This window comes from Thermophagus xiamenensis (assembly GCF_900112795.1).
GTDB lineage: Bacteria > Bacteroidota > Bacteroidia > Bacteroidales > Marinilabiliaceae > Thermophagus > Thermophagus xiamenensis.
The window spans coordinates 59,196-83,321 of sequence record NZ_FONA01000003.1 but is presented as its reverse complement, the minus strand read 5'-3'; the positions used below and the strand labels follow the sequence as shown (position 1 = coordinate 83,321).

Below are 24,126 nucleotides of genomic sequence, written 5' to 3'. Positions count from 1 at the left end.
TTCAATCTATTTGTAACTCAAACGCAAATAGATGACAAAAATAGTTATTAATGAGGGTTAAACCTAAAAAAGTTGATTAGAGTTTACCGTCTCATATCTGAAGGATAGGTAAACAATTTTCTTTTCTTTGCCCCAATTGTTTTTTGTGATATTAACTAATCGGCGCCATGTTTTTTTACAAAATCGGGCCACACTTCTTCATTAAACCATTTGAAATGGGGCTCCAGCGAATGAATCTTTTGATAGATGGTTCGTGCTTCGTTGATATGGCCTGTTACTTCATATGAGTAGCCCAGTGTCACCAATGAATTGAGGTAAAACCAGTGTCGTTTGTGATAGCGGCTGCCGGCCTCCATTATTTCAATGGCTTTTTTGTAATGGTAGATTGCCACCTCTTTATCTCCACCCAAGAGAGACGGTAAATAGTACATTTGATTCCCTTTTTCGATGTGATAGTGGATGTCGGTTGAGTCGATGGCGGCTGCCTGTTCAAGTGCCGACATACTTTTGGGGCCTAAATAGATTGCTTTGTATCTGGATAATGCCATTTCAAAGCCGTAGAATCCACTCTTAAGGGCAAAAGGTGCTGCATCAGCCCGGGAATGTTGAGTTAATTTTTTGAGATATTTCCATCCGTTATTTAGGTAGACTCCGGCTTCATCTTTTTTGTTATTTCCCAAACAATAACCAATATATCCATAACAGGCTAAAGTGATATCAAATAGTTGATTGTAATCATCTTCATCCAGTTGTTGCTCCATTTTTTCTATGGTTTCTTTCCACGGAGCCATGTCGGAAGAAATATAGCACTCGTAGAAGATATCGTTGTAATCTTGTGCAGTGCTCTTCTCCGGCATGGTAAGCAGGGAAATCAAAACCTGAAAGATCAGAAACTTCTTTAATCGCATTTGTATTAAAATTAACTGAGTTGTTGGTTATTGGGAATTCATCTGAAACCTGAAACCATAAATTAATAGAAATATAGGTGGAAATAAATGGCAAAAGGTTGGTTGTGTGAATAGTATTCCGGCTGCTGACTCTCGGTCTATGACTACCAACTTCCCCAATCTGCTTATCTTATCTATCCTCTGACATTATAGCAACGGGCTTCTGATTTCTAAACCTTGTTCCTACCTTTTGGGACAACAAATTTAAAAAAAGCATCAGCATCAACAACCGAAAGATAGAGATATATCAGTTGTTGACCTGATGCGTTTAAATTTAGTATGGGCTTTATTTAATAATTCTGATTGGTGAATTATTCTACTAATGTCATTTCATCTAACAGATAACCGGCACCGGCAAATTTGTCGATGATAAACAAAGCATACCTGATATCCAGAGAGATGTTACGACACTGTTCCGGGTTAAACATTAGGTCACTCATGACCCCTTCCCATGCGCGGTCAAAATTGACACCGATGAGGTGCCCGTCGGCATTGATGACAGGACTTCCCGAGTTGCCGCCGGTGGTATGGTTGGTGGCTATAAAGCATACCGGAAGCGTACCGTTTTGCCCATAACGTCCGAAATCTTTTTTCCGATAGAGCTCTTTTAGTTTTTCAGGTACCCGGTAGTCATAAATATCGGGATTGTCTTTTTCCATGATTCCCTCAATGGTGGTTTGGTAATGATACCGGACGGCATCACGCGGTTCATAACCTTTTACCTGTCCGTAGGTGACCCGCAAGGTGAAGTTGGCATCGGGGTAAAAAACTCTGTCCGGCTCGAAAGCCATCTGGCCTTGCATATAAATTCTGTTGAGACTATCGTTGGTTGCCATAAGCGACTGATACAAAGGATAAATATTTTCTCTGTAAGTTTCATAAAAGCTATCGTAAAGCATCCAAGCCGGATCTTTCTTTAATTTTTTAATGCTTTTGGCCGAGAAACGTTCAACCCATTGGATGGTAGCTTCTTCGTCTGAAAATATCGTCTTTTGAAAAATATGTTCTGTAAAACGTACATAATTACCTTTGTATTTTTTGTTGATCATGTCATATACAGATGGTAAATATTGAGGTTTTACTTCAGACTGATAGATGGTAAGTATATGGGCGGTCAGTTCTTTATCGAGGGGACGATGGTAATCTTTGAAAAATTCTTTAACATCTGATTTTAACGCTTCTTTGAGTTTCAGAATCTTTTGTTGGTCAGGCTTTTCTTCTTCATAAGCCTTAATAATGGGTTGGAATTTAGATACCAACCGGGCAATTTCAATACCGTTTCGATAGATAACTTCCAATAACAGGTCACGGGCAAGTCTTACATCTCCCAGTTGTTGATATAAGGTTTCATATTCGTTGAGCAGAGTGCCGTATTTTTGGCGCCGTTGTTGGTCTTGCCGTGCCCATTGCAGAAATTGTTTCTGGAAGTTTTCCTTTTTTTCGATGGCGTTAAGTTTTTCGAGTCCGCGAATTTCTCCGCGCCATCGCTTCCATGAGTTGGCCACACTGGCGTTTTTAGCCGCATATTGAATACGAACCGCCGGGTCTTGTGCCATGTACCGGTTCATGACCTCCAATTTTTTGGTACGCATCTTAATCAATGGGGGATAAACCTTTTGGGTGAGCATTTCCAGGTGGTATGAGGGGACGTATTGTTCGGTACTTCCCGGATAGCCAAATACCATGGTAAAGTCGCCTTCCTGTATGCCCTTCAACGAGACAGGAAAATGTTTTTTGGGTTTAAAGGGTTGATTGTCCGGACTGTACTCTGCTGGTTTGTTGTCTTTGTCGGCATAGATTCTGAACAGAGAGAAATCACCGGTATGTCTGGGCCACATCCAGTTGTCGGTATCACCGCCAAAGTCGCCAATGGCAGAGGGAGGCGCCCCCACCAGACGAACATCTTTATAAACTTCATTGACAAACAACAGGTACTGGTTGCCATGAAAGAAAGGCTTAACAACAGCGGTGTAGTGGGTGTTTTTGACGGCCTCTTCTTCTATCTTCTTGATGTTTTGATTGATGAGTTTTTTCCGTTCGTTCATGGTCATAGACTCGCTCACACCGTTAAGAACGCTGTCGGTCACATCTTTCATGTATTTCAGGAATGTAACGGTGAGTCCCGGATTGGGCAATTCATCTTCTTTTGACATGGCCCAGAAACCGTCGGTCAGGTAATCATGTTCTACGCTGCTGTGTGATTGTATGGATGAGAAGCCACAGTGATGATTGGTAATAATCAATCCCTGATCAGAAATCAGCTCAGCCGTACAGCCACCGCCAAAAATCATGACGGCATCCTTCATGCTGGCCTGGTTGATACTGTAAATATCTTCAGCCGTTAATTTAAACCCCATGGATTGCATCTCTTCAATGTTGTATTTTTCAAGCAACATGGGTATCCACATGCCTTCATCTGCCAAGGCAATCAGCGACATGTGTACTGAAACAAGAAGTAATAGGATTTTTTTCATCAGTATAAAATTTTTCTAAGTTATTGGTCTGATGGAACTCGCATGACTTAAAGTTTATACATGTTCTTTTTGTGACAAATCCTTTTAGTCATGCTCGTTTCATTCGTATAAAATTTACTTAATTTATTGATATATTGCTTCTTATAAGTAGTTGTTAGTGGTTAGTAGTTAGTCATTAGTTATTTAATACTAACCACTTGTTAACTAATGACTAATCACCTCTTCTGCCTTCTGCCTGTGCACTTCTGCCTTTGTCTTTTATACATGTTCTTTTGTGGCAACAGCCGCCATGCTCGTTTCATCAGTATAAAATTTACTTACTTTATTGATATATTGCTTCTTATGAGTAGTCATTAGTGGTTAGTGGTTAGTAATTAGTAAATCAACGCTAATCACTAATGACTGTTGACTAGTGACTAATCACTAATGACTAATCACCTCTTCTGCCTTCTGCCTGTGCATTTCTTCCTTGGGCTTTTTAAACATGTTCTGGTTGTGACAAGCTTCCCTGGTCATGCTCGTTTCATCCTCTCTTTCCTCATCTTTATGCTCCATGCCCTAAGCTTTTTAGAATTATTTCATATAATAAGAACTTATAAATCAGTGACAATTATCAATAATTTGCACATCAGAAAACTGATATTTAGTCACTTTCTGACTTCTCGTCTAAAGCCGAACAGTCTAATTATCTGTCGGCCTAATGGCCAAACGGTATAATGGCGTGTTAATGTGTTTCTTATCAGAAGTTCCTCAATTCTTCCATCAACCTGGAAACCGGCAATCCCATAACATTAAAATAGCTACCTTCTATTCGGTGGATGCCAATAAGGCCTATCCATTCCTGGATGCCATAAGCACCTGCCTTATCGAAAGGTTGGTATTGGTCGATGTAATATATGATTTCTTCGCGAGCGAGAGGTTTAAAATGAACGGTGGTGACATCGGTAAAAGCTTTTTCTTTGTCTGCCGTTCGGATGACCACACCTGTCACAACGCGGTGGGAGCGTCCCGAAAGATTGTTTAGCATCTGTATGGCATGGTCCCTGTCTTCGGGTTTTCCGATCACCTTGTTGTCGATAGCAACAATTGTGTCGGCTGTGATAACCATTTGGTTGGGTTGCTGCCAAATATCTTTCCAGGCATCTGCTTTCAGTCGGGCTAAAAATAGTGCCACCTGATCGATAGGCAGGTCGGCAGGATACTCTTCCCTGACGTCCCTTCCTCGTCCTATGGTAAACGGTATTCCGGTTTTTTCCAGAATCTCTTTTCTGCGTGGTGACCCCGAGGCTAAGGTAATATTGTACGATTCTAATTTCTTAAAAATCATATTTATTTTCTGAATCCAACTCTAAAATATTGTTCTTCTCAATCTATAAGTATTGAAAATTTTTACGGGTCAGAATTAACTCGGATATGTTTTAAATTGGGCCAAAAATAAGTGTTTTCTAACAAAGCAACCAGGCGACAGTCGTTTTATATAAAAAAGGAACGGGCCACCAGTATGAATAAAATACCCATCAGCATAATAAATTTGCTAAGAGAGCTGGCCAATGTGAAATTCTTTTTTGTTTTAGCTTTCAAAACTATGATTCCTAACCATAGATATGGAATTGTCAAAAAGAGAAAGAAATAACCCCATGTGACAGAACTGTTGCGTAGTTGAGGAACCATCGCCAGAATAACCCAAAGGGCAATTACCGAAGCGATGGCAAGGGCAATGACTATACTTTTGGAATAACCGATGCCCATTTCTACCGGAAGGGTATGGCATCCGGCTTCACGGTCACCCTCCATATCTTCGATATCTTTGATAAGTTCACGCATAAGCGTGCTGATAAAGGCAAAAAAGGCAAAGCCGGCCGTCCAAAACCATGCCGTAGAGCAAGCTTCTGACTGAAGAATGACACTGCCGTGTACCCGGGCAAGGGTGGCAAATTCAAAGGAAACGACCAAAAACGGCACCAGCGCCGTTAATAGCGCAATGGTGAGGTTGCCTACCAGCATCTGTTTTTTTAAAGTTGTGGAATAATACCACAGCAATGCGGGTACCATGATGAATAACAGGGCATATGTTTCTTTTCGAGTGATATATGCCAAAAAGAGACCGGTAAAAACTCCGGCCATGGTTAAAACAACATGTAATAACAATGCCACTCTGCGGTGGATATGACGTCCAACCACCACCTTTTCGGGGTGATTGATGCGGTCTATCCGAACGTCAAAATAGTTGTTAATAACATATCCTGAAGCTGCCAGTAACACCGTGGCCAATACCAGTAAGCCAAAACGTAAATGACTAAGTACGGGGGAAACACCGTAATGGGCCAGCACCGGCAACAACAGTCCGTAACGTAAAAGGCACTGAAGAAGAACTATGATGATAAGATTCTTGTACCGTATGAGTTTTAAATATGGCATCATTTTTTGTTGTTTTTGAGAATCTTAAATTAATGTATTTCCTTATTTTTTACGCTTAGGGTTTAAACTATTGCTCTGTTTTGGGTGGCTTCCTTTAATTTTTCCCCTTGGCGAAGTTGCTGTTCTTCTGTTTTTTATTCACTTAATATTTTATTTATCTAAAACATTGGCTTAATGCAACAGAAAATTGGTACAAAGTCTATTGTTCACAGTTTATCAATACTAATGACTTCTGACTGTTGACTAACTACTTTAAACCTCTTTTACATATTTTCTTTTGCAGTCAAAGCAGCCACGCCGGTTTTATATAAAAATTTTAATAAATCTTTTTGTTCACCAGGTTAAATCTTTGCCCCATTTGCCGTGTGCCCGCAACACTTGTTCTATAACATCTCGAGCGCATCCTTCACCCCCTTTGAGGTGGCTGATGTATTTGCACAGCGATTTTATTTCTTCTACCGCATCGGCCGGACATACGGGAACGCCTACTTTTTCCATTACCGGAAAGTCGGGTAAGTCATCGCCCATATAAAGTATATTGTCCGGATTAAGATTGTGCTTTGAAATCCATGATTTAAAGTCTATGATTTTATCAGAAGAGCCCATGTAAACATCTTGTACGCCCAGGTTTATATACCGTTTGCGAACGGCTTCGGTTTTCCCGCCGGTGATGATGGCTACTTGATAGCCCAGTTTTACTGCCAGTTGAATGGCAAAGCCATCTTTTATATTGGCCGTACGCATAGGCTCGCCGGTAGGATGCAACGGTATAACTTGCGAAGATAATACACCATCTACGTCAAAAGCAAAAGCTTTTACTTTCATCAAATCTTCCTTGAAATTGGTCATGAATGATATTTTTCGTTTTTATTGATACTATGATTTTATATTAGATTTTGCCACAAAAGAACATGTATACATTTTATTAAGCCATGCGAGTTCCATTAAACCAATGAATTAGATAAATTATATACTAATGAATCTTTTGAATCTTTTGAATCTTTGTTGGTTATTCCCCGATACCTCGAAAATTTCCCGAGGCGATAAATTTAGTAATTTCCTTTTATCTTGGAAGCTTACTTTTTCCAATCCGTTTTTCGTAAAAGCATTCTTGTGTATCCCATATATTTAATTGTCAGCTAAAATTAATTCATAAATTGAATGTGAGTTTTTGTAAATCAATATAGTTATTTCCGCCAATATCTTGATAGAACGATTAAATGATATGATATTCATAGTGATGAGTTGAAGCTATTGGGCCTGGTGATAGTGAATTATATTTTCGCTCATAAGTTGATAAATTTTTTTAAGTGTGGGGTTATCTTTCAATTGTTCAAGATGTTTATTCATGACGGTTTTGTCGTTTCGTATGGCCGGACCTGTTTGTGCTTTTTGCGGCGGCATGGTTAAAATCTTTCGGGTGGTTTCCTGTATGAGCGGCGTTAAGAAATCGAAAGAGAGACCGTTGTTGGCTAAAAGGTCGGCCGACAGAGTATAAAGGTGATTCACGAAATTGCATGAAAAGACTGCAGCGATATGGAGGATGCCCCGGGTTCCGGAATCAGCTTCACTGACTATTGGTGAAACGGTGCGGGCAAGTTTTAATAGTTTCTGAGTAGTGACGTTGTCGCTTCCTTCAATTAACAATGGAAGGCTGTTGTAATCAATTTTTCTTTCTTTACTCAGAGTCTGAAAAGGATAAAACACACCGTGATGAGGGAATCGGGACAAAACATCCATGCTGATGCTTCCTGCTGTATGAGTAACAATACCATTAAATGGGGGTAGAGCAGAGACAATTTCTTTGATGGCATCATCAACAACGGCAATGAGCCATAGGTCGGCACCGGTGTCGGCTTGTTGAGGGTGTTCAATGGCTTTGGTCTCATTAAATTGTGAAGCCAAAGCTCGGGCATGTTGGTAGTTACGGGAATAGATTTGTCGGATGCTTATTCCATTGCTCGAGAAGGCTTTGGCCAAATGTGTGGCTACATTTCCACTTCCGAAAATAACCACTGAAGAGATAGGGATGGATATGTCTGTCATTCTATAACTTTTTTATTGTATTTGGGGATGTGACATATAGAAAATTGACCATATGACTTTGTAAGCACGAAAATAAGCAGAAACAATGGGAAGAAAAAGCAAAGCCTTTGGTTAGTTATATGTGAAGTTCATAGTTCGAGAGCTGAATTTTTCACGAAACCTGTTTCACAAAAATAGGGTGAAAAAGATTTGGGTGAGGTAGTGAAGAAATTTCATTAAATTGTTAATCACAAAAAAAAGGCTGCCTTTTTGGACAGCCTTTTTAAGATGTCAATTGGGTTCTTTTACCTTCTTAATACAGGTCATCGTCATCGTCGTAGAAGTCATCGAATCCGCTGTATTCTCTGTCGTTTAGCACAAATTCATCAAAATCTTCCAGCTCGTCATAGATGGAAGGTTTTCTGTCTCTCTTAGTTTTTTTTGCCTTGATTCCTGATTTTTTGGGTTTTTCGAGAGCATCGAAATCTTCCTTGTGCTTTTTAGGCAGCTTTTTGGATTTCATGATTTTAATCGATTGTTAATTTGATTAGAAAAATTAGTAATACAATTTTAATTTAAAAATTAAAGAACGTCTGAAAAAGACAAAATGCTAAGAGCATTACAATATCTTTTTCAAAAACCAAAATAGTGATTTTTGATATGTCAATACAAATAGAACAAAAAAAAGAGAGATAAAATGAATTTTTTTAAATGTATTGCAATGTGTTGTATATTTGATTGTTAAGGGTATGTCTGGGAAATAGTTAATGGCATAGTGAACAAAAAAGGCAAAAAATTGACATCTCTAAATAACAATGTTTAGTCATCCATTTTTCTAACGACCACTTGTGCGGTAGAAAAATCGGTCACTATTACCGGTTCATCTTTGTCGATAAATTCACCGGAAGATCTGGCGTCATAAATTTTCCCGTCAATTTCCACGCGTCCGGAGGGTCGAAGGACAGTTACGGCTTTTCCTTCTTTCCCGGTAAGATTGTTTATTTCGGTATCGACGCTTACATAACCTTGATTTGTTGGTTGAGAGGTTTGCAGAGCCAGCTTGGCAAAGGGACCTTTAGTTTTGCTGAAAATTTTTTGGCTAAGCCAGAGTGAGAGAATAAAGCCGCCAAAAATTCCGCTAAACACAGTCACTATTGCTTTGAGGAAAGCACCTGTATCAACGGGTGAGAAGTCAAAATCGGTATTGTTGACCAAACTGAGAATTAGGCCGGTTAAGGTCAATATTATCCCTGAAATACCTGTTATCCCAAATCCGGGTATGGCAAAAATTTCTATTGCTATTAGGGCTAGGCCTATTATGAAAATTAATATTTCCCAGTTGGCAGCCAGACCGTCAATATATAGTGGTGCAAAATAAAGGATAGCTGCCAGCACAGCCAGTGCCAGTGGAAAACCAACACCCGGCGATTGCAATTCAAAATATAAACCTCCGATTATGAGCAGAACCAATAGGCTTTGAAGTACAGGACTGGTGAGGAACCCTTTGATGCTGTCGTAAAAGGAGGGCTGGTAAGTTTTAAGTTCGTACGGCTCTAATTTTAATAATTTGATGACCTCCCCAATAGAATTGGCTGTACCTTCACAAAAGCCATGCTCTATAGCTTCGAGTGCAGTGAAAGTAAGTACTTTGCCCGAGTCTATAACACCGGGGACAGACACTCTGTCATCCACCATGGCTTCGGCAATACGGGGGTCTCTTTTCCATTTTATTATGGTATCTGTGGCCGTAATGATGGTGTCTTTACCATGTGCTTCGGCGGTGGCACGGATGGTAGAGCGCATATACGACTGGTATTTGTCGGGCATCTCTTCGCCGGTTTGGTTAACTACCGTTGCAGCACCAATGTTGCCGCCGGGTCTCATATAAATGCTGTCGCAGGCAATGGAGATAAGGGCACCGGCACTGGCGGCATTGTTATCAATAAACACATGTACCGGTATGGTGCTGTTGAGAATTTTGGTGCGAATTGAATCGGCAAAAATGACATGACCGCCGTAGGTGTTTAAATGTATTAAAATGGCATCGGCATTTAATTTTTCGGCTTCCTCAAACGCCTTTTGTGTATGTATCCAGCTGGTACTGTTGATATTGCTGAAAATACGAAGCAGATAAACCAGATTGGTTTTCTCACTTTCTTCTTCAGCTTCCGTCCCTCTTACCGAAGGAAGCATCATCACTGCCAGCAATAGTATTAAAAGTTTCTTCATAATTGTTTAATCGATAATTCGTTTGACTAGTAAGGGTTATAATTTATGAATTAATCATCAAAAGTGAAACTAATGTATTAAAACAGATTAATGAATCCATTAGTCTCATCAAAAATAAAATAGTATTTGGTATGATTAATCCCTGATGGTTATCAAATATAGTTTTTTCGTCTAAAATAAAAATGGCTATTGCTCTTCAAAATTTATAATGGTAAGGAATATATGGTTTTATTTTGTGATGACAAATTTTAAGTTGTTGATGTATTAGGTATTACGACTAATGATTGAACGATGTCATTAACCAATATTATTTTTATCATTGCAAAGAGGAATATGGTTACATTTTTTCATATTTAAATTACAACATTATTTTTGTACAAAAACATGAAGTGGGAAAGGATAGGCCACTCAGAGGCTATTAGGTCGTGTGGCTGTTAGATAATGAGATTGTGGGGATTGAGTGGATTGGTGAGATTGATTTGCTAGTTTACGGATATTAAAAAATTATCATTAAAAAATATTTCTTATTTCTAAAAATCTAAACATTTGGTATTTGATGTGCTAAAAAAACTAATGACTATTCACTAACCACTAATGGCTAGTCATAGAAACCAATAAATCAGGGATTTAAATGATTTTTATGCGAATGAAACGAGCATGGCGGCTTTTGCCACAAAAGAGCATGTATAAAAAGCCCGAGGCAGAAGTGCACAGGCAGAAGGCAGAAGAAGTGATTAGTCAATAGTCAATAGTCATTAGTGAACAGTCATTAGTGCTAATGGACTAGTGACTAACGACTAACCACTATTGACTACTTTTAAAAAAACAATATATCAATGAAGTAAGTAAAATTTATACGGATGAAGAATAAGAAAAAAAGTTTTTTTGACCGATTTTTGAACCTGTTGGAAAGGGGAGGCAATGCCTTACCCCATCCGGCCACTCTCTTTGGGCTTTTTGCTGTAATAGTTTTAATATTTTCTGCAATTGGCTCTGCTTTAGGGTGGTCTGTACAACATCCGGGGACCGGTGAAACCATAAACGTTGTTAATCTGCTGAGCAAAGAAGGGCTGGAAATGATATTGGACGGAATGGTGGAAAACTATACCGGTTTTGCACCGTTGGGGATAGTAATGGTTGCTATGTTGGGGATAGGCATTGCCGAGTCGAGTGGATTAATTTCAGCTTTTATTCGGTTGCTGGTGTTGTCTTCGCCTAAGCGGTTATTAACTTTTGTTCTGGTCTTCTCAGGAATACTATCCAATTTTGCCAGTGATATAGGTTATGTATTGCTAATTCCTTTGGGCGGAATAATTTTTCAGTCGGTGGGGCGGCATCCCATAGTTGGTATGGCTGCTGCTTTTGCCGGGGTGTCAGGAGGTTTTAGTGCTAACCTTATATTGGGGACGGTAGACCCTTTATTGGCAGGTCTTTCGCAAGAAGCGGCACATATCATCGACCCTTCCTACGAAGTTAATCCTACTGCCAACTATTATTTTATGATTGTCTCTACGTTTTTGATTGCCGGTTTAGGCACCTGGGTTACCGAACGTATTGTAGCACCCCGCTTCGGTAACTATACCGGTCCGGCAATGGATGAAAAACTGGAGCATTTGTCACCCATTGAGAAAAAAGGTCTGCGTTGGAGTTTGGTTGTGCTGGCCTTTTGGGTGATACTTATCTTAGTTGGGTTGATACCCGAAAATGGTGTTTTGCGTGGAAGGGACGGCGGAATTCTCACATCCCCTGTTATTCGGGGAATTATCGCCTTTTTGTTTTTGATGGCCGGAACCATGGGAATTGTCTATGGCGCAGTGTTGGGCAAATTTCGTAACGATTCGGATGTAGCCAAAAGCATGGCTCAAAGTATGCAAACCCTGACAACCTATTTAGTGTTGGTGTTTTTTGCTGCTCAGTTTGTTGCCTATTTTAAATGGAGCAACCTGGGTATCATTATCGCGGTTGAGGGTGCCGATGCCCTGATGTCTGCCAACCTGGGTTTGATACCACTTATGTTGCTTTTCGTTTTATTATCTGCGTCCATAAATATGCTTATGGGTAGTGCCTCGGCTAAGTGGGCCATTATGGCGCCGGTGTTTGTACCGATGTTTATGCTGATGGGGTATTCCCCCGAATTGTCTCAAGCCGTTTATCGGATAGGGGATTCCGTTACCAACCTTATTTCACCCATGATGAGCTTTTTCGCCTTGATTATTGCCTATTTTAATAAATACGACAAAGATGCCGGCTTGGGAACCGTCATTGCAACCATGATACCCTATACCATTGTTTTTCTAATTGGTTGGAGTTTGTTGTTGGTTATTTGGTTATTATTGGACATCCCGTTAGGTCCCGGTGCCGGATTGGAATATGTGTTGCCCAATTAGCTGTCGGGAACCTCTTCGAATGGAAAACGGTCATGAATGGTTTGACCATTTAACCAATCGGTAGTTTTTTGGGGTGATTCCAGTAGTTTCAGCAAAATATGTTCGATTCTGTGCTCATCAACGCTGAGCTCTTCCTGACGCAAGGCTGTAGCGAAACCTTCGTTGAGCTGACGGCCCGCTTTTAGCGGAAAGTCAAAAACGGCGGGAAGGGCTCCCGGCTCCCCGTTATATTTGGCCATACAACTTTCTTTGCTGGAGGATAGATATATGCGGCAAGCGGTTGGTCTGACAGGGTAAACCATGCATCGTCCCTTATGAAGTAGCGGGCAGGGATGGTTGGCCCGGTGTATCTCTGAAGGGCTTAGTTTACTTAATTGCCTTTCTTTTTCGCGTGCCTTTTCTTTTATTTCTTCAACTTTTTCTTGTGAATAAACTTTTTTTAAATAGTCCACTAATACAATCATTTCATGTGTTGCGGCAAATACCGCCTGATGACAGCACCAGTGACAGCCTATACGACAATGCACCGGCTTTTTCTCATTTTGACATCGTTGTGAAAAAGCATCTGTTAGTAAATCGATGTTGTAATATAACTTTCTAAGACCAACTTTTAGATTGGATAAATCTTTTTTTACGGGGTGGGCTTGCCCTAATTGAAGTCCATCGGCATAAAAAATGGGTTCAAAGTTTTTGGCTTCCGAAGTTTTCATGATTCCTGATTAATTAAGAAAAAGTGGTGGTTAACAATTATTATTCTTAATTGATAATCACGAATTAGCTACCAACTTAAAATAAGGGTAAGGCATGATTTGCCTAAATATAAATATATTATGAGAAGGAGCAATTATGTCGGTACAAAAAATTGTATAAAAATGGGCCTCATGGGGTTGGTTGGTTACAACAATGTAAAAAGATATAGGCAGAAGTGCACAGGCAGAAGGTAGATGAGGCATTATTCAACCATTTTTTACCTCTAAATTAAAAAGTTTGCAAAAAACATTGAATTCTTATATTTTTGCTTATAAGTTAATCCCAAATAAGATTAATAACTAAACATGTATTTTGCAACTAATTTGAAATTACTGCGAAAGCGGAAGAAGCTGACGCAGCAGGATTTGGCCGAAGCCCTGGGTATTAAACGACCTACACTGAACAATTACGAAAATAAAGTTTCCGGTCCTCCGCTGGAGGTGTTGACCAAAATATCCGACTTCTTTGGTCTTTCTATGGATACTCTGGTAAGGGTTGATTTATCTAAACTTACCGACTTTCAATTAAAAGAGTTGGAGGCCGGGAATGACGTTTATGTTCGAGGCTCACGTTTGAGGGTTTTAACCTCTACTGTGGGAACCGATAATGAGGAAAATATTGAATTGGTTCCGGAAAAAGCCAAGGCGGGTTATCTCACCGGCTTTGCTGACCCTGAATATATTCGTTCTCTGCCTGTTTTCCGGTTACCCTTTTTGGACCGTGAGAAAAAATACCGAACCTTCCAAATCAGTGGTGACTCTATGCTTCCTATTCCTGAAGGTGCCTGGGTGACTGGCGAATTCGTTCTTGACTGGTACACCATAAAATCGGGCGAAGCATGTATTATTGTTACCAGGGATGAAGGAATTTCTTTTAAGATTGTGGAAAACAATATTTCTGTGGATGGAACGCTGAAATGTATCAGCTTAAATCCTCTTTATAAACCATACAATCTTTCTGTTGAGGAGGTTCGGGAGATTTGGCGTTTCGTACATTATATCAGTCCGGAACTACCTGCCGGCAAAGTGGAGATGGAACATTTGGTGCGTTCCATTAATGTTATTCAAAAGGATGTGGGTGAATTAAAGAATCATCTTTTAGGCGAAAATGAAAAATAAACCTTTTTGGCTATCTTTGCGTTTCTCTCGAAAATGCATCAATTGGAAAATAGCGACAATACAAACAATATTAGGGAATGGTTAACCGCCCTGCTGAATAATGACCGACCTTTTGTGGTTTATCGCCTGCCGGATGAGTCAGTGGTTCGAGGATTTGACGTGGGTGAAGTAGAACGTATAGACCTTACACGTTTCACTCCCAATACATATAGCGAGGCTTTTTTGGTGGCACCGTTTCATTTGAGCAATGGTGCTTTTATTCTAAGGCCGATAGGAAACATAAAGAGCATTTCGCTTTCCGGGAAAAAGGTTGACCTTGCCGAGAGTGAAGGTTCTCTTTTAGAAATGGTGGGCGCAAGAAAAGCTTATTCACAATCATTTACCATAGCCCACCAGGCACTGAAAAGCGGTGAGGCAGATAAAGTCGTTCTGGCCCGACAGATGGAGGTGCCCAAAGTGTCGGCAGACATGCTTCCGCATGTATTTGAAACTTTGTGTCAACTATATCCCAAAGCCTTCGTTTATTTTTTTGTGCATCCCTTATTGGGCCGCTGGATGGGGGCCAGTCCCGAAATCTTCCTGCATAAAGATGATTACAATTTTAATACTGTGGCTTTGGCGGCTACCCGTTCGGGTGAACGCTGTGATGATGACTGGAATTCAAAAGAATTGGAAGAACAAGGTTTTGTGGCTCAGTTTATCGAGGAAAAACTGAAAGATTTTGGTGTTTCACAATTTACCAAAGATGGTCCGAGGCCCATATCCGCCGGACAGGTGGTACATCTGAGAACACATTATCATTTTCGGTCTCAACATATTTCAAATAATGTTGGTCCGTTTCTGGAGGTACTGCATCCTACCCCGGCCGTTGGCGGCTATCCTAAAGAGGCGGCATTAGAGGTGATTGGACGTGCCGAGACTTTTGACCGTGCGTTTTATAGTGGCTTTTTGGGACCGGTACAACACTCTGCCTTTCAGTTTTTTGTTAACATACGGTGCATGGAACTGGTGAACGGGAAAGCGGTGTTGTATCTCGGTGGCGGTCTTACCCGTGAATCGGGTGAAGAATCCGAATGGGAAGAAACCCGGTTAAAAGCACAAACGCTTTGGTCGGTAATCAATTCCGTAAAACAAAACATTAGAAATGAGTTGTACAACCTCCGATAAATCTATTGTATCATATATCATAAGTCATTGTTATGAGCAGGGTGTAAAGTATGTGGTAATTTCGCCCGGTTCACGCAATGCACCACTAATTTTATCGTTTCCTGCCAGTGGTAAATTTCATTGTCTCACCATTGTGGATGAGCGTTCGGCGGCGTACTTTGCCTTAGGGCTTGCCCGCAAAACCAATACGCCGGTGGCATTAATATGTACCAGTGGTACTGCCGTGCTCAATTATGGACCTGCTTTAGCCGAGGCTTATTATCAACAAGTACCGCTAATAGCCATTACTGCCGACCGACCACCGGAACTTATTGACCAGGCCGATGGGCAAACCATCCGGCAGAATAATATCTTTAATAATTTTATTCGTTATCAGTGTCAATTGCCCGTTGGCAAACTGTCGCCTGCCGAAGTGCAACTAACCAACCGTTTGTTGAATGAAGCTTTTCGACATGCACTGGGCCCGGTGTCAGGACCGGTACATATCAATGTTCCGTTTAGGGAACCTTTGTATGATACTGTAAAAACGGAAAGTACTGTTTCGCCACGTGTTATGCCGGTCCGAAACGATAATCCTGTCGACTATAGCCTGGTGGAGGAGCTAAACTCTGAAATATCTCAATATCAAAAAATATTGTTTTTGGTGGGTGCCACACGTGGTGAATCACTTTTGAATGAGGTGGTTGCTTTGCTGGCAGAGAAAGGTGTTGTGGTGGTAACAGAAACATTATCCAACCTGAGTGGTGAGAAAGTTTTTGAGAATACCGACCGACTTTTGGAATACTTTTCTTCCAATGTCGGAACTTTTTGTCCTGACCTATTGATTACCCTGGATGTACCGGTATTATCTAAAAGAATTAAACAGTTAATACGTTCTTGTCATCCGGGCGCACATTGGCATTTTTCCAATCAGGATATTATTGTTGATACTTACCAATGTCTTACCCGACAGATACGGGGTGATGCTTTGCCTACGCTTAAGGCTGTATCGGAAAAATTGAAACCTTTTCCTTTCGGTTATATGAATTTTTGGGAGAAGGCCCGACTTGTTACTACTGAAAAACACCGAGAATTTTGTGCGCAAGTTGGTTGGAGCGATTTTAAGGTTTTCGAGATGCTATCGCAAAGCATTCCGGATGGAGTGGAAATTCATCTGGGCAATAGTACGCCGGTGCGATATGCTCAACTTTTTGAATGGAAGCAAAAACATATTTTTGAGGGCAACAGGGGTACCAGCGGAATTGACGGGTGTGTCAGTACTGCTGCCGGTGCCGCTTTTGCCGGCGACCGTCCCGTAACGCTTATTGTTGGTGATTTGTCATTTTTGTATGATTCCAATGGTTTGTGGCATCGATATCTTCCGGCTACCTTTAGAGTTATTGTTATCAATAACGGTGGGGGAGGTATTTTCAGATATATTCCCGGTCCGTCCGAAACAAAAGAATTGGAGCCTTTTTTTGAAGCTAAAGGCGATTACAGATGCAAAGGCATTGCCGAAACCTTTGGTTTACTATATTTCACTGCTACCAATGCAGATGAACTAATGAATGTTTTATCCGATTTTTGGGAAGATAAAGGTGCACCAGCTTTGCTTGAAATCTTTACACCCGGACCACGCAACGGAGAAATATTGAGGGGTTATTTTAACTATTTAAGAAGTGATTGATGAATGCGAAAGCGCGGATGGATTAATTTTTTCTGTAAATATATCGCATAAAATTCACGATTTTTGCTTAACCCAAAAGTCTTACATCTAAGAATCTTGTATCTAACAATCTAAAAATATATAATATGTCCTGGACTACCATAAAAGAATATGAAGACATCAAATTTGAATTTTGTGAAGGCGTCGCAAAAGTAACCATTAACCGCCCGCGTGTATACAATGCTTTTCGTCCCAAAACAGTAAAGGAGATGATTGAAGCTTTTGATATCTGCCGCGAGCGTCAGGATATTGGTGTGGTTATTCTCACGGGCGAAGGAGATAAAGCTTTCTGTTCCGGTGGCGACCAGAATGTTAAAGGTTACGGCGGATATGTGGACGAAGATGGGGTTCCCCGTCTGAATGTTCTTGACCTGCACAAACGTATTCGTTCGTTACCCAAACCGGTTGTGGCTATGGTTAACGGTTACGCTATCGGCGGGGGCCATGTGTTGCACGTTGTTTGTGACCTGACCATTGCCAGTGAAAAGGCTATTTTCGGACAAACCGGCCCCAAGGTGGGTAGCTTTGATGCAGGGTTCGGTTCCTCTTATTTGGCTCGACATGTGGGACAAAAAAAGGCTCGCGAAATATGGTTCTTGTGTAAACAGTATTCAGCAGAAGAAGCCGAGAAAATGGGTCTTGTCAATAAGGTGGTTCCCCACGATAAGCTTGAAGAAGAAACCATGGAATGGTGCAGAATAATGTTACAACGCAGTCCCATGGCTTTACGGATGATTAAGCGTGGCCTCAATGCCGAACTGGACGGTCAGGCCGGTATTATGGAGATGGCTGGTGACGCTACCCTGATGTTCTATCTTATGGAAGAAGCTCAGGAAGGACGTAAAGCGTTCCTCGAAAAACGGGACCCCGACTTCAAGCAGTTCCCTAAATTTCCTTGATGATTGATTCTTCTGACGATACTTAAAAGGCCGGTGAACTGTGAATTTACTTTGGAGATGCATTTTCACCGGCCTCTTTTGTAGAATCAATTTATGGCTATTGACCCATTGAGTCGCCTGCCTGCAGTTGACTGTGTCGAAATCATGCGTACATCCAATGATTCTGAATATTATTTGCAGGTCGAAAGCCTCGATGTTAATACAGAGTCATTATTTTTTTGAGCAGTTGTTTTACCTCTTCCACGTTTTGGAGCGAATAGGAGGCATGGGTGGGATTTCCGTTATGGCTGACCATAATGCCGATACCGTCACCGTTTTTTTCCAAAGCCTCGAAAGCATCTTCATCGGTATCGTCGTCACCAATATAGATGGGGATTACCGATGTATTTTCTTTCAGTCCCAGTTTTTCCAATATCCATAATACCGCTTTCCCTTTGTGCCAGTCAATATTGGGTTTTACTTCCACAATTTTCTTGCCCGTCCCTTTTTTAAAGGCAGGATGTTTTTTTAATACATCCTCAAAGTCCAACAGAATATTTTCAATGTCACCTTCTTTGGCATTCCTGTAATGGAGGCCTACGGCATACCGTTTTCGGTCGACCTGCGTTCCGGGGTACTTTTTCTGAATCTCTATCAGTTCTTTTTCTATTCTGTCGAGTTGGGGTAGGAGGGCGATTCCTTTTTCATGTTCCAGATTTAGTCCTTCGGGACCGGATATCTGAAATCCGTGACTTCCGGAATAGATGAGATGCTCGAGTTCCACCAGCTTTTTGATGTCAGCCAGGTCCCGGCCGGTAACGATGGCTACGGTAAATTTTTGAGAGAGTTGATTTAGCAGCTCTTTCATTTCCTGACTTAACAATGCCAGTTCCGGCTTGCTCACGATGGGTGTCAAGGTGCCGTCATAGTCGAAAAAAAAGACCGGTTTTTTTTGTGCGGTTATTGAAAAAAAGTCTGAATCTTCTGAGAATATGGGTTTTGGATTCTTTGTTGTCATTCTTATTATTTTGTTTATTATCAATAGCTTCAGGTTCCTGGTATCTAACTTTTGGTTCAGATAATCAGAAGTTAGAAAGGAAATTTAGGGAAATATGTTGAAATAAATAGAAATACGTAGTTTTAGGATGACTGGTTTCTTTTCCTCATATATGGTCTTATTACGGTTCCTTCCGACTTAATTGGAAGCGAAAAACAGAGGTCCGTAATCCGATTAATCCATACAAACAACCTATTTCTATTTATCCATTTTATTTATACTTCTTTCTAACATTTAGCTTCTGGCTTCCAGCCTCTGGCGTCTGGTTTACGTCCTCTGCGGGCCGGTGCACCCCCTTCAGGGGGTTGGGGGGTGAGGGAGGGTATTTGCCTCTGGGTTACCGTTCTACCGCCCCTCCGGGGCTCAGGTTGAATATGGTTGCACATTTGCTACAAAGCTGCCGCCCCTTCGGGGCTGGCAATAAAGGCCGATAGGTTGTTAGGCCATTAGGCTGTTAGGTCGGTAGGCAATAGAATGTTAGGCTGATTTTGAATTACAATTTATATCCATCTTATTTCTACCTAAATCTATTTGTATCTACATTATTTCTATTTATATCCACATATATATTTTTTCTGGCCTCTGGCTTCTAGCTTCTGTCTTCTGGCCTCTGACCTCTAATCAGCCTCCTGACCTGATAACCTAATTGCCTGTTCAGCCTTTATTTCTTTTCTGCCGGGCTAAAGAATAAATGGTCTTCCTGGTCGTTGTAAATAACCTCTATGGCAGATGGTATAATTTCAATTTCAATTTGGCTCACTTCACCCAATGGTTCACCGTCAATCTGAAGGTCCTGAGGAGGATTAAGAATTATTTGTGCGCGTTTGTATGATTTGATTTTAACATGTCTTAGTTTATGAATATTTCCCGTAAAGAAAGCGAAAAACATACTAAATATATAATACCATGGGTAAGGTTTTATAATCACAATTTCAAATTTACCGTCATCCATTCGTCCTTTGGGATTTATAATGGCACCGGTTCCATAAAAATGGGTGTTAAGCATAACCACCATGACGGCTCTGTACATTCGGGTTCGTTTTTTTACCTTAATGGTACATCGAAAGGGTGCCGGCGCCTTCAGCTCTTTGAAAAACTGTTTGGCATAACCGTAAAAACCTCGGATTTTTTCCTCGTCAAAACGTTTTATGATTCTGGCGTTTAGTCCTATGTCACTTAAATGAACCGCCAGGTGCTGATTATTAATCTTTAACAGGTCAATAGGTTTGGATACGTTTCGGGCAATGATATTCATTGCATTTTCCAGGCTGGTGGGAATGTTAAGTTCAAAAGCCATTCCATTGGCCGAACCGGTAGGTATGATGCCCAGTTTTATGTCGGTTCTTCCGTTCAACACCTGGGCGGCTAAATTAACCGTTCCATCACCACCCACCGCAACCAGTATTTCGGGATGGCATTCATCCAGGGCTTTCTCAATTTGTTGGCAATCGTTTTCGCCCGTGGTGGCTATAAAGAAAGGTTGCATATCCTTTTTTTTGCAGAGGCGAACTATCTGTTCCCGAATATCCGTTTTGGTATTACTGCCCGAAACAGGATTGATAACAAATAATACCTTTCTTCTTTGTTTGGCCTGCATAATTTTTGAATTATCTTCTGTCCCGGAATGATTATATTTGAATATAATATCGATATAACTTTCTTAAAGATAGTAAAAAAAACAAGTTTGGAAATGCTTTTTAATACCAAAACCTTTATAAAAAGGTTACGCAAGCCAGGAACACCTTTTCATCAGATACGGTTACGCATAAAAAAACGATTGGGGTGGTTGGGCATTCCGGTCATAGAACCTTTTACGGGTTTTAGCAATGGCCGGGAGGTTTTTATTGTCGGTAACGTGATGGAGGATAAAGGCCTCGAAAAGCCCGAGGCCGGCCATAAACCCCGGGCCAATATGTTGGCCATGTTTAAACGATATGTAAGTGACGAAATTGGTGGAGTAAGGATTAAAATAAAGTTCAGAGACCTGATGGATGTGGTAGAATCCAATGACCTGGGGCTGTTTCACTGCCGGCTTAAGTTGGAGCATCCTCTGCCGGATGGCGTTTATTTCGAAAAAGCCTCTTTTGAACTGTTAGACAAAGTAGTAGAAACTCAAAGCTCTATAATTGCCGAGGGACGCGTGATGGTAGTATCGGGCAATCATTCGTACGGCGTTATTTCTGATATAGATGATACGGTTATGGTGTCTCATTCCACCCAAATACTAAAGAAATTGAGGCTGATGTTGTTTAAGAATGCCCGCACCCGCATACCTTTTGAAGGGGTTTCTGCCTTTTATAGGGCATTATATAAGGGTAAAGGGGAGGAACATTTTCCAAACCCCATGTTTTATGTCTCGTCCAGTGAATGGAACATTTATGATTTGCTGACCGACTTTATGGAATATCGTTCCATACCTTCAGGACCTTTGCTTTTGAGAGAGAGAAAGCATAATATTTTTAAATTCTGGAAGTGGAGTAGAGGCAACCACGACCATAAGTTGGAAAAAATACGTTTTCTGTTTTCTTTCTTTCCCCGGCTCGATTTCATATTAATTGGCGATAGCGGACAACAAGACCCGGATATTTATTGGCGGATTATTAACGAATTCCCCAATCGTGTTAAAGCCGTTTATATCCGTTGTGTTGGAAAGACCGGAAATATTTCCTCTACGCGTCGGACCGCCCTTGCCATGAAAGAAAAAAACGTACCGGTTCTGTTAATAGACAATACCGAAGAAGCGGTGCGCCATGCCATAAGTAGTGGTTTTATTGATGAAGCTTCAATCCCGGTTATTAGCCGACAACTTCGTAAAGACCATCAAACTTCCGGGTTATTTTCACCTGAATAGAGAAATTAAGCAGGTAAGAGGTATGTCATTGAAATAGACGGATATAAGCAGAAATAAGGTAGAATCACATGGAAGTTTTTAATGTATCTGACTTCTTTATCTATCCGCCAACCACTTATTACTAACCACTAATAACTGACCACTAACCACTAATCCACTAATTTCTATAAATAAACCACATCCCAGAAGTCGGCCAACCATATGAAGAGATAAGAAATTACAAAAGCAATAATTGGTGCTATAACCCACATGATAAAAAACTTATTGACTTCGGTCTTCCGGAAAATATTTTTAAATCCCAGTTTGGCAACCCCTATACCTATTATTGAAGCAACATTCAATTGCACCAGTGAGGTGGGAATACCTTTCAGTACCGATGCCAGGAGCAATAGTGTGGCAGAGATAAAGGCGATAATTACGGCTTCAATACGACCAAATAAAACTATCTCTTTCCCTGTATTTTGTAATATCTTCTTGCCAAAGATGGAACTGCCTATCCCAAAGCTGGGGGCAACTATCAGGGTGGCCAAAATGAGCACATGCAGAAAATGGGTGCTGGTGACATTTAACTCGTTACACGACATTGCCGCTATGGGCCCTGCTGCATTGGCTACGTTATTGGTGCCTATCGAAAAGGCCACATACATCGACATCAATATGATTAATCCTTTCAGCAGGTAATTTTCATTGAGTTGTTTGGATATGGTATATCCCTTTTTCCGGATGGGTTTATAGATGTATTTCCCAATAAAAAGAGAGAGGAAAAAGGCTATCACAGGCATGATAAACCATGTGGGGACAATCTCGAGAAGTAGTTTGCGGGTATTAATGGCATCGAAATAGATGGCAGGAGCTACTACCGCCATGACGGTTGCCTGACTGGTGGATTGTGGTATGCCGAAAAGGTTGGCAATGAGCAGTGCCAACGCCACCGAGCCCAGGATGACCGATACTACCGTAAAGGTCATGTACTGTTCATCCAATAAACCTTTCCCTACTGTCTTCGCCGTTTCCTTACCACCTATGATGGCACCCAGAAAAACCATAATGCCAAAGAGTCCCGGCACCGCTGCCTTTTTGATGATGTTGGCACCATAGGCCGCAGAAAAGGCCGGGGCCGTGCCACTGCCACCCATATTGATGGCTAAAAAGAGGGCTATAACAAACGGTATTAAAAATGGAATTAACATATTGTATGCTTTTTATAAATCAAATGCAATATTGGCCGAAAAATGATTTCCTGATAGAGAGCATTGGATTTCGACCAACCGCATAGAGCCGGAATGCATGTTTTAAGATTATGGAAGCAAAGATGAGAGATTGTACCGTTTTGTGAAAGCGTATTTTAACCTATTTTGTGGATACGTTTTTTTACGTATTTGTGGGAAGAATTTTTGAAAGAAGTGCGCAGTATGGCTAAACTTCAAAGATTTTGTTTTTAATGGCATAAACTACCATTTGTGCCGTATTGGCCGATTGGGTTTTAAACAGGATGTTTTCCCGGTGTTTATCTACCGTTCGTTTACTGAGGTTCAGCGTATCGGCAATTTCCTGATTGGAAAGACCTTTGCAGATAAGGTAAAGCACTTCGATTTCGCGGGCTGTGAGGTCGCTGTTTTTAGTACCGTTGTTTTTGTGGTTCAGGCTACGAATAATGCCATTCAGTATTTCGGGCGAAAAATAGTTGTTGCCATTGGCTACTTCAGTGATGGCTTTTTGAACATCCTCGAATTTGGAATTTTTAAGCAGAAAGCCTTTGGCCCCGGCATCAATCATCCGGGTGTAGTAGTTTTCGTCGCCGTACATCGAGAGGGCTATTACCTTACCTTCCGGAGCCCCTGAAAGATATTTCCGGGTGGTTTGAATGCCGTTCATCCCCGGCATTTCAATATCCATCAGAACTATGTCTGGTCCGAAGGTTTGTGCATTTTTCAGAAATTCTTCCCCATTATCGGCTTCTGCTATTTCCTCAATCAATTCTACTTCCGCCAGCAGAAATTTAAGTCCTTCTCTAAATAACCGATGGTCGTCAACTATGTAGATTCTCATTCGTATAAATTTACTTATTTCTTTGAACTAACTGTAGGTTCTTAAAAATAGTTGTAAGTCATTGGTCGTTA

Annotated in this window: 20 protein-coding genes; 6 read left to right on the top strand and 14 right to left on the bottom strand. The window is 40.9% G+C overall.

Translation table 11 applies throughout. The features are described 5' to 3' along the window. Positions 1 to 155 precede the first annotated feature (155 nt). From BM130_RS02430 to BM130_RS02395, 9 genes are all read right to left on the bottom strand, one after another. Positions 156 to 908 carry a tetratricopeptide repeat protein gene (locus BM130_RS02430; protein WP_010526779.1) on the bottom strand — a complete coding sequence of 251 codons (753 nt, stop codon included), beginning with the start codon at positions 906 to 908 and terminating at the stop codon, positions 156 to 158. Between the two features lie 350 nt (positions 909 to 1,258). Further along, positions 1,259 to 3,421, bottom strand: a complete 2,163-nt coding sequence (locus BM130_RS02425) for a S46 family peptidase (protein WP_010526780.1) — start codon at positions 3,419 to 3,421, stop codon at positions 1,259 to 1,261. 423 nt (positions 3,422 to 3,844) lie between these two features. Further along, positions 3,845 to 3,976, bottom strand: coding sequence for a hypothetical protein (locus tag BM130_RS15745; RefSeq protein WP_258164875.1), 132 nt, complete (start codon positions 3,974 to 3,976; stop codon positions 3,845 to 3,847). Between the two features lie 184 nt (positions 3,977 to 4,160). Then, on the bottom strand, positions 4,161 to 4,748 hold the full coding sequence (locus BM130_RS02420) for a Maf family nucleotide pyrophosphatase (RefSeq protein WP_010526781.1): 588 nt from the start codon (positions 4,746 to 4,748) through the stop codon (positions 4,161 to 4,163). Between the two features lie 146 nt (positions 4,749 to 4,894). After that, positions 4,895 to 5,842 (bottom strand): geranylgeranylglycerol-phosphate geranylgeranyltransferase, encoded by a 948-nt coding sequence (locus BM130_RS02415; RefSeq protein ID WP_010526782.1) that lies wholly within the window; start codon positions 5,840 to 5,842, stop codon positions 4,895 to 4,897. Positions 5,843 to 6,172: 330 nt separating this feature from the next. Beyond that, complete coding sequence (locus BM130_RS02410; protein ID WP_010526783.1) at positions 6,173 to 6,688, bottom strand: KdsC family phosphatase; 516 nt, start codon at positions 6,686 to 6,688, stop codon at positions 6,173 to 6,175. Positions 6,689 to 7,090: 402 nt separating this feature from the next. Further along, complete coding sequence (locus BM130_RS02405; RefSeq protein ID WP_010526784.1) at positions 7,091 to 7,885, bottom strand: Rossmann-like and DUF2520 domain-containing protein; 795 nt, start codon at positions 7,883 to 7,885, stop codon at positions 7,091 to 7,093. Positions 7,886 to 8,177: 292 nt separating this feature from the next. Next, a complete protein-coding gene (locus tag BM130_RS02400) occupies positions 8,178 to 8,387 on the bottom strand; it encodes a hypothetical protein (RefSeq protein ID WP_010526785.1) in 210 nt (69 codons plus the stop codon). A 296-nt stretch (positions 8,388 to 8,683) separates the two neighbouring features. Beyond that, positions 8,684 to 10,093 (bottom strand): NfeD family protein, encoded by a 1,410-nt coding sequence (locus BM130_RS02395; RefSeq protein ID WP_010526786.1) that lies wholly within the window; start codon positions 10,091 to 10,093, stop codon positions 8,684 to 8,686. 860 nt (positions 10,094 to 10,953) lie between these two features. Here BM130_RS02395 and BM130_RS02390 point away from each other — a divergent pair. Beyond that, complete coding sequence (locus tag BM130_RS02390; RefSeq protein ID WP_010526787.1) at positions 10,954 to 12,480, top strand: AbgT family transporter; 1,527 nt, start codon at positions 10,954 to 10,956, stop codon at positions 12,478 to 12,480. Here BM130_RS02390 and BM130_RS02385 read toward each other — a convergent pair. Next, a complete protein-coding gene (locus BM130_RS02385) occupies positions 12,477 to 13,190 on the bottom strand; it encodes a YkgJ family cysteine cluster protein (RefSeq protein WP_010526788.1) in 714 nt (237 codons plus the stop codon). The genes BM130_RS02390 and BM130_RS02385 overlap by 4 nt on opposite strands. A 345-nt stretch (positions 13,191 to 13,535) precedes the next feature. On the opposite strand from BM130_RS02385, the gene BM130_RS02375 reads away from it, so the two are divergent. The 4 genes from BM130_RS02375 to menB all read left to right on the top strand — a co-directional run bounded on the left by BM130_RS02375 (position 13,536) and on the right by menB (position 18,119). After that, a complete protein-coding gene (locus BM130_RS02375) occupies positions 13,536 to 14,348 on the top strand; it encodes an XRE family transcriptional regulator (protein ID WP_010526790.1) in 813 nt (270 codons plus the stop codon). 6 nt (positions 14,349 to 14,354) lie between these two features. Continuing rightward, positions 14,355 to 15,515: a chorismate-binding protein gene (locus BM130_RS02370; RefSeq protein WP_010526791.1), complete on the top strand. Its 1,161-nt coding sequence runs from the start codon at positions 14,355 to 14,357 to the stop codon at positions 15,513 to 15,515. After that, positions 15,493 to 17,181 carry a 2-succinyl-5-enolpyruvyl-6-hydroxy-3-cyclohexene-1-carboxylic-acid synthase gene (gene menD, locus BM130_RS02365; RefSeq protein WP_010526792.1) on the top strand — a complete coding sequence of 563 codons (1,689 nt, stop codon included), beginning with the start codon at positions 15,493 to 15,495 and terminating at the stop codon, positions 17,179 to 17,181. The genes BM130_RS02370 and menD overlap by 23 nt, the downstream gene beginning before the upstream one ends. A 125-nt stretch (positions 17,182 to 17,306) precedes the next feature. After that, complete coding sequence (gene menB / locus BM130_RS02360) at positions 17,307 to 18,119, top strand: 1,4-dihydroxy-2-naphthoyl-CoA synthase (RefSeq protein WP_010526793.1); 813 nt, start codon at positions 17,307 to 17,309, stop codon at positions 18,117 to 18,119. Between the two features lie 196 nt (positions 18,120 to 18,315). On the opposite strand, the gene otsB is transcribed toward menB, so the two are convergent. Then, positions 18,316 to 19,116 (bottom strand): trehalose-phosphatase, encoded by an 801-nt coding sequence (otsB, locus tag BM130_RS02355; RefSeq protein ID WP_010526794.1) that lies wholly within the window; start codon positions 19,114 to 19,116, stop codon positions 18,316 to 18,318. 700 nt (positions 19,117 to 19,816) lie between these two features. Then, a complete protein-coding gene (locus BM130_RS02350) occupies positions 19,817 to 20,752 on the bottom strand; it encodes a diacylglycerol/lipid kinase family protein (RefSeq protein WP_010526795.1) in 936 nt (311 codons plus the stop codon). 93 nt (positions 20,753 to 20,845) lie between these two features. On the opposite strand from BM130_RS02350, the gene BM130_RS02345 reads away from it, so the two are divergent. Then, the gene (locus tag BM130_RS02345; RefSeq protein ID WP_044138473.1) at positions 20,846 to 22,006 is read left to right on the top strand and encodes an App1 family protein phosphatidate phosphatase; all 1,161 of its coding nucleotides are present in this window, start codon (positions 20,846 to 20,848) and stop codon (positions 22,004 to 22,006) included. A 164-nt stretch (positions 22,007 to 22,170) separates the two neighbouring features. Here BM130_RS02345 and BM130_RS02340 read toward each other — a convergent pair whose 3' ends face one another. Next, positions 22,171 to 23,196, bottom strand: coding sequence for an inorganic phosphate transporter (locus BM130_RS02340; RefSeq protein WP_010526797.1), 1,026 nt, complete (start codon positions 23,194 to 23,196; stop codon positions 22,171 to 22,173). A gap of 226 nt (positions 23,197 to 23,422) precedes the next feature. Beyond that, positions 23,423 to 24,055 carry a response regulator transcription factor gene (locus BM130_RS02335; protein ID WP_010526798.1) on the bottom strand — a complete coding sequence of 211 codons (633 nt, stop codon included), beginning with the start codon at positions 24,053 to 24,055 and terminating at the stop codon, positions 23,423 to 23,425. Between the last annotated feature and the right edge of the window lie 71 nt (positions 24,056 to 24,126).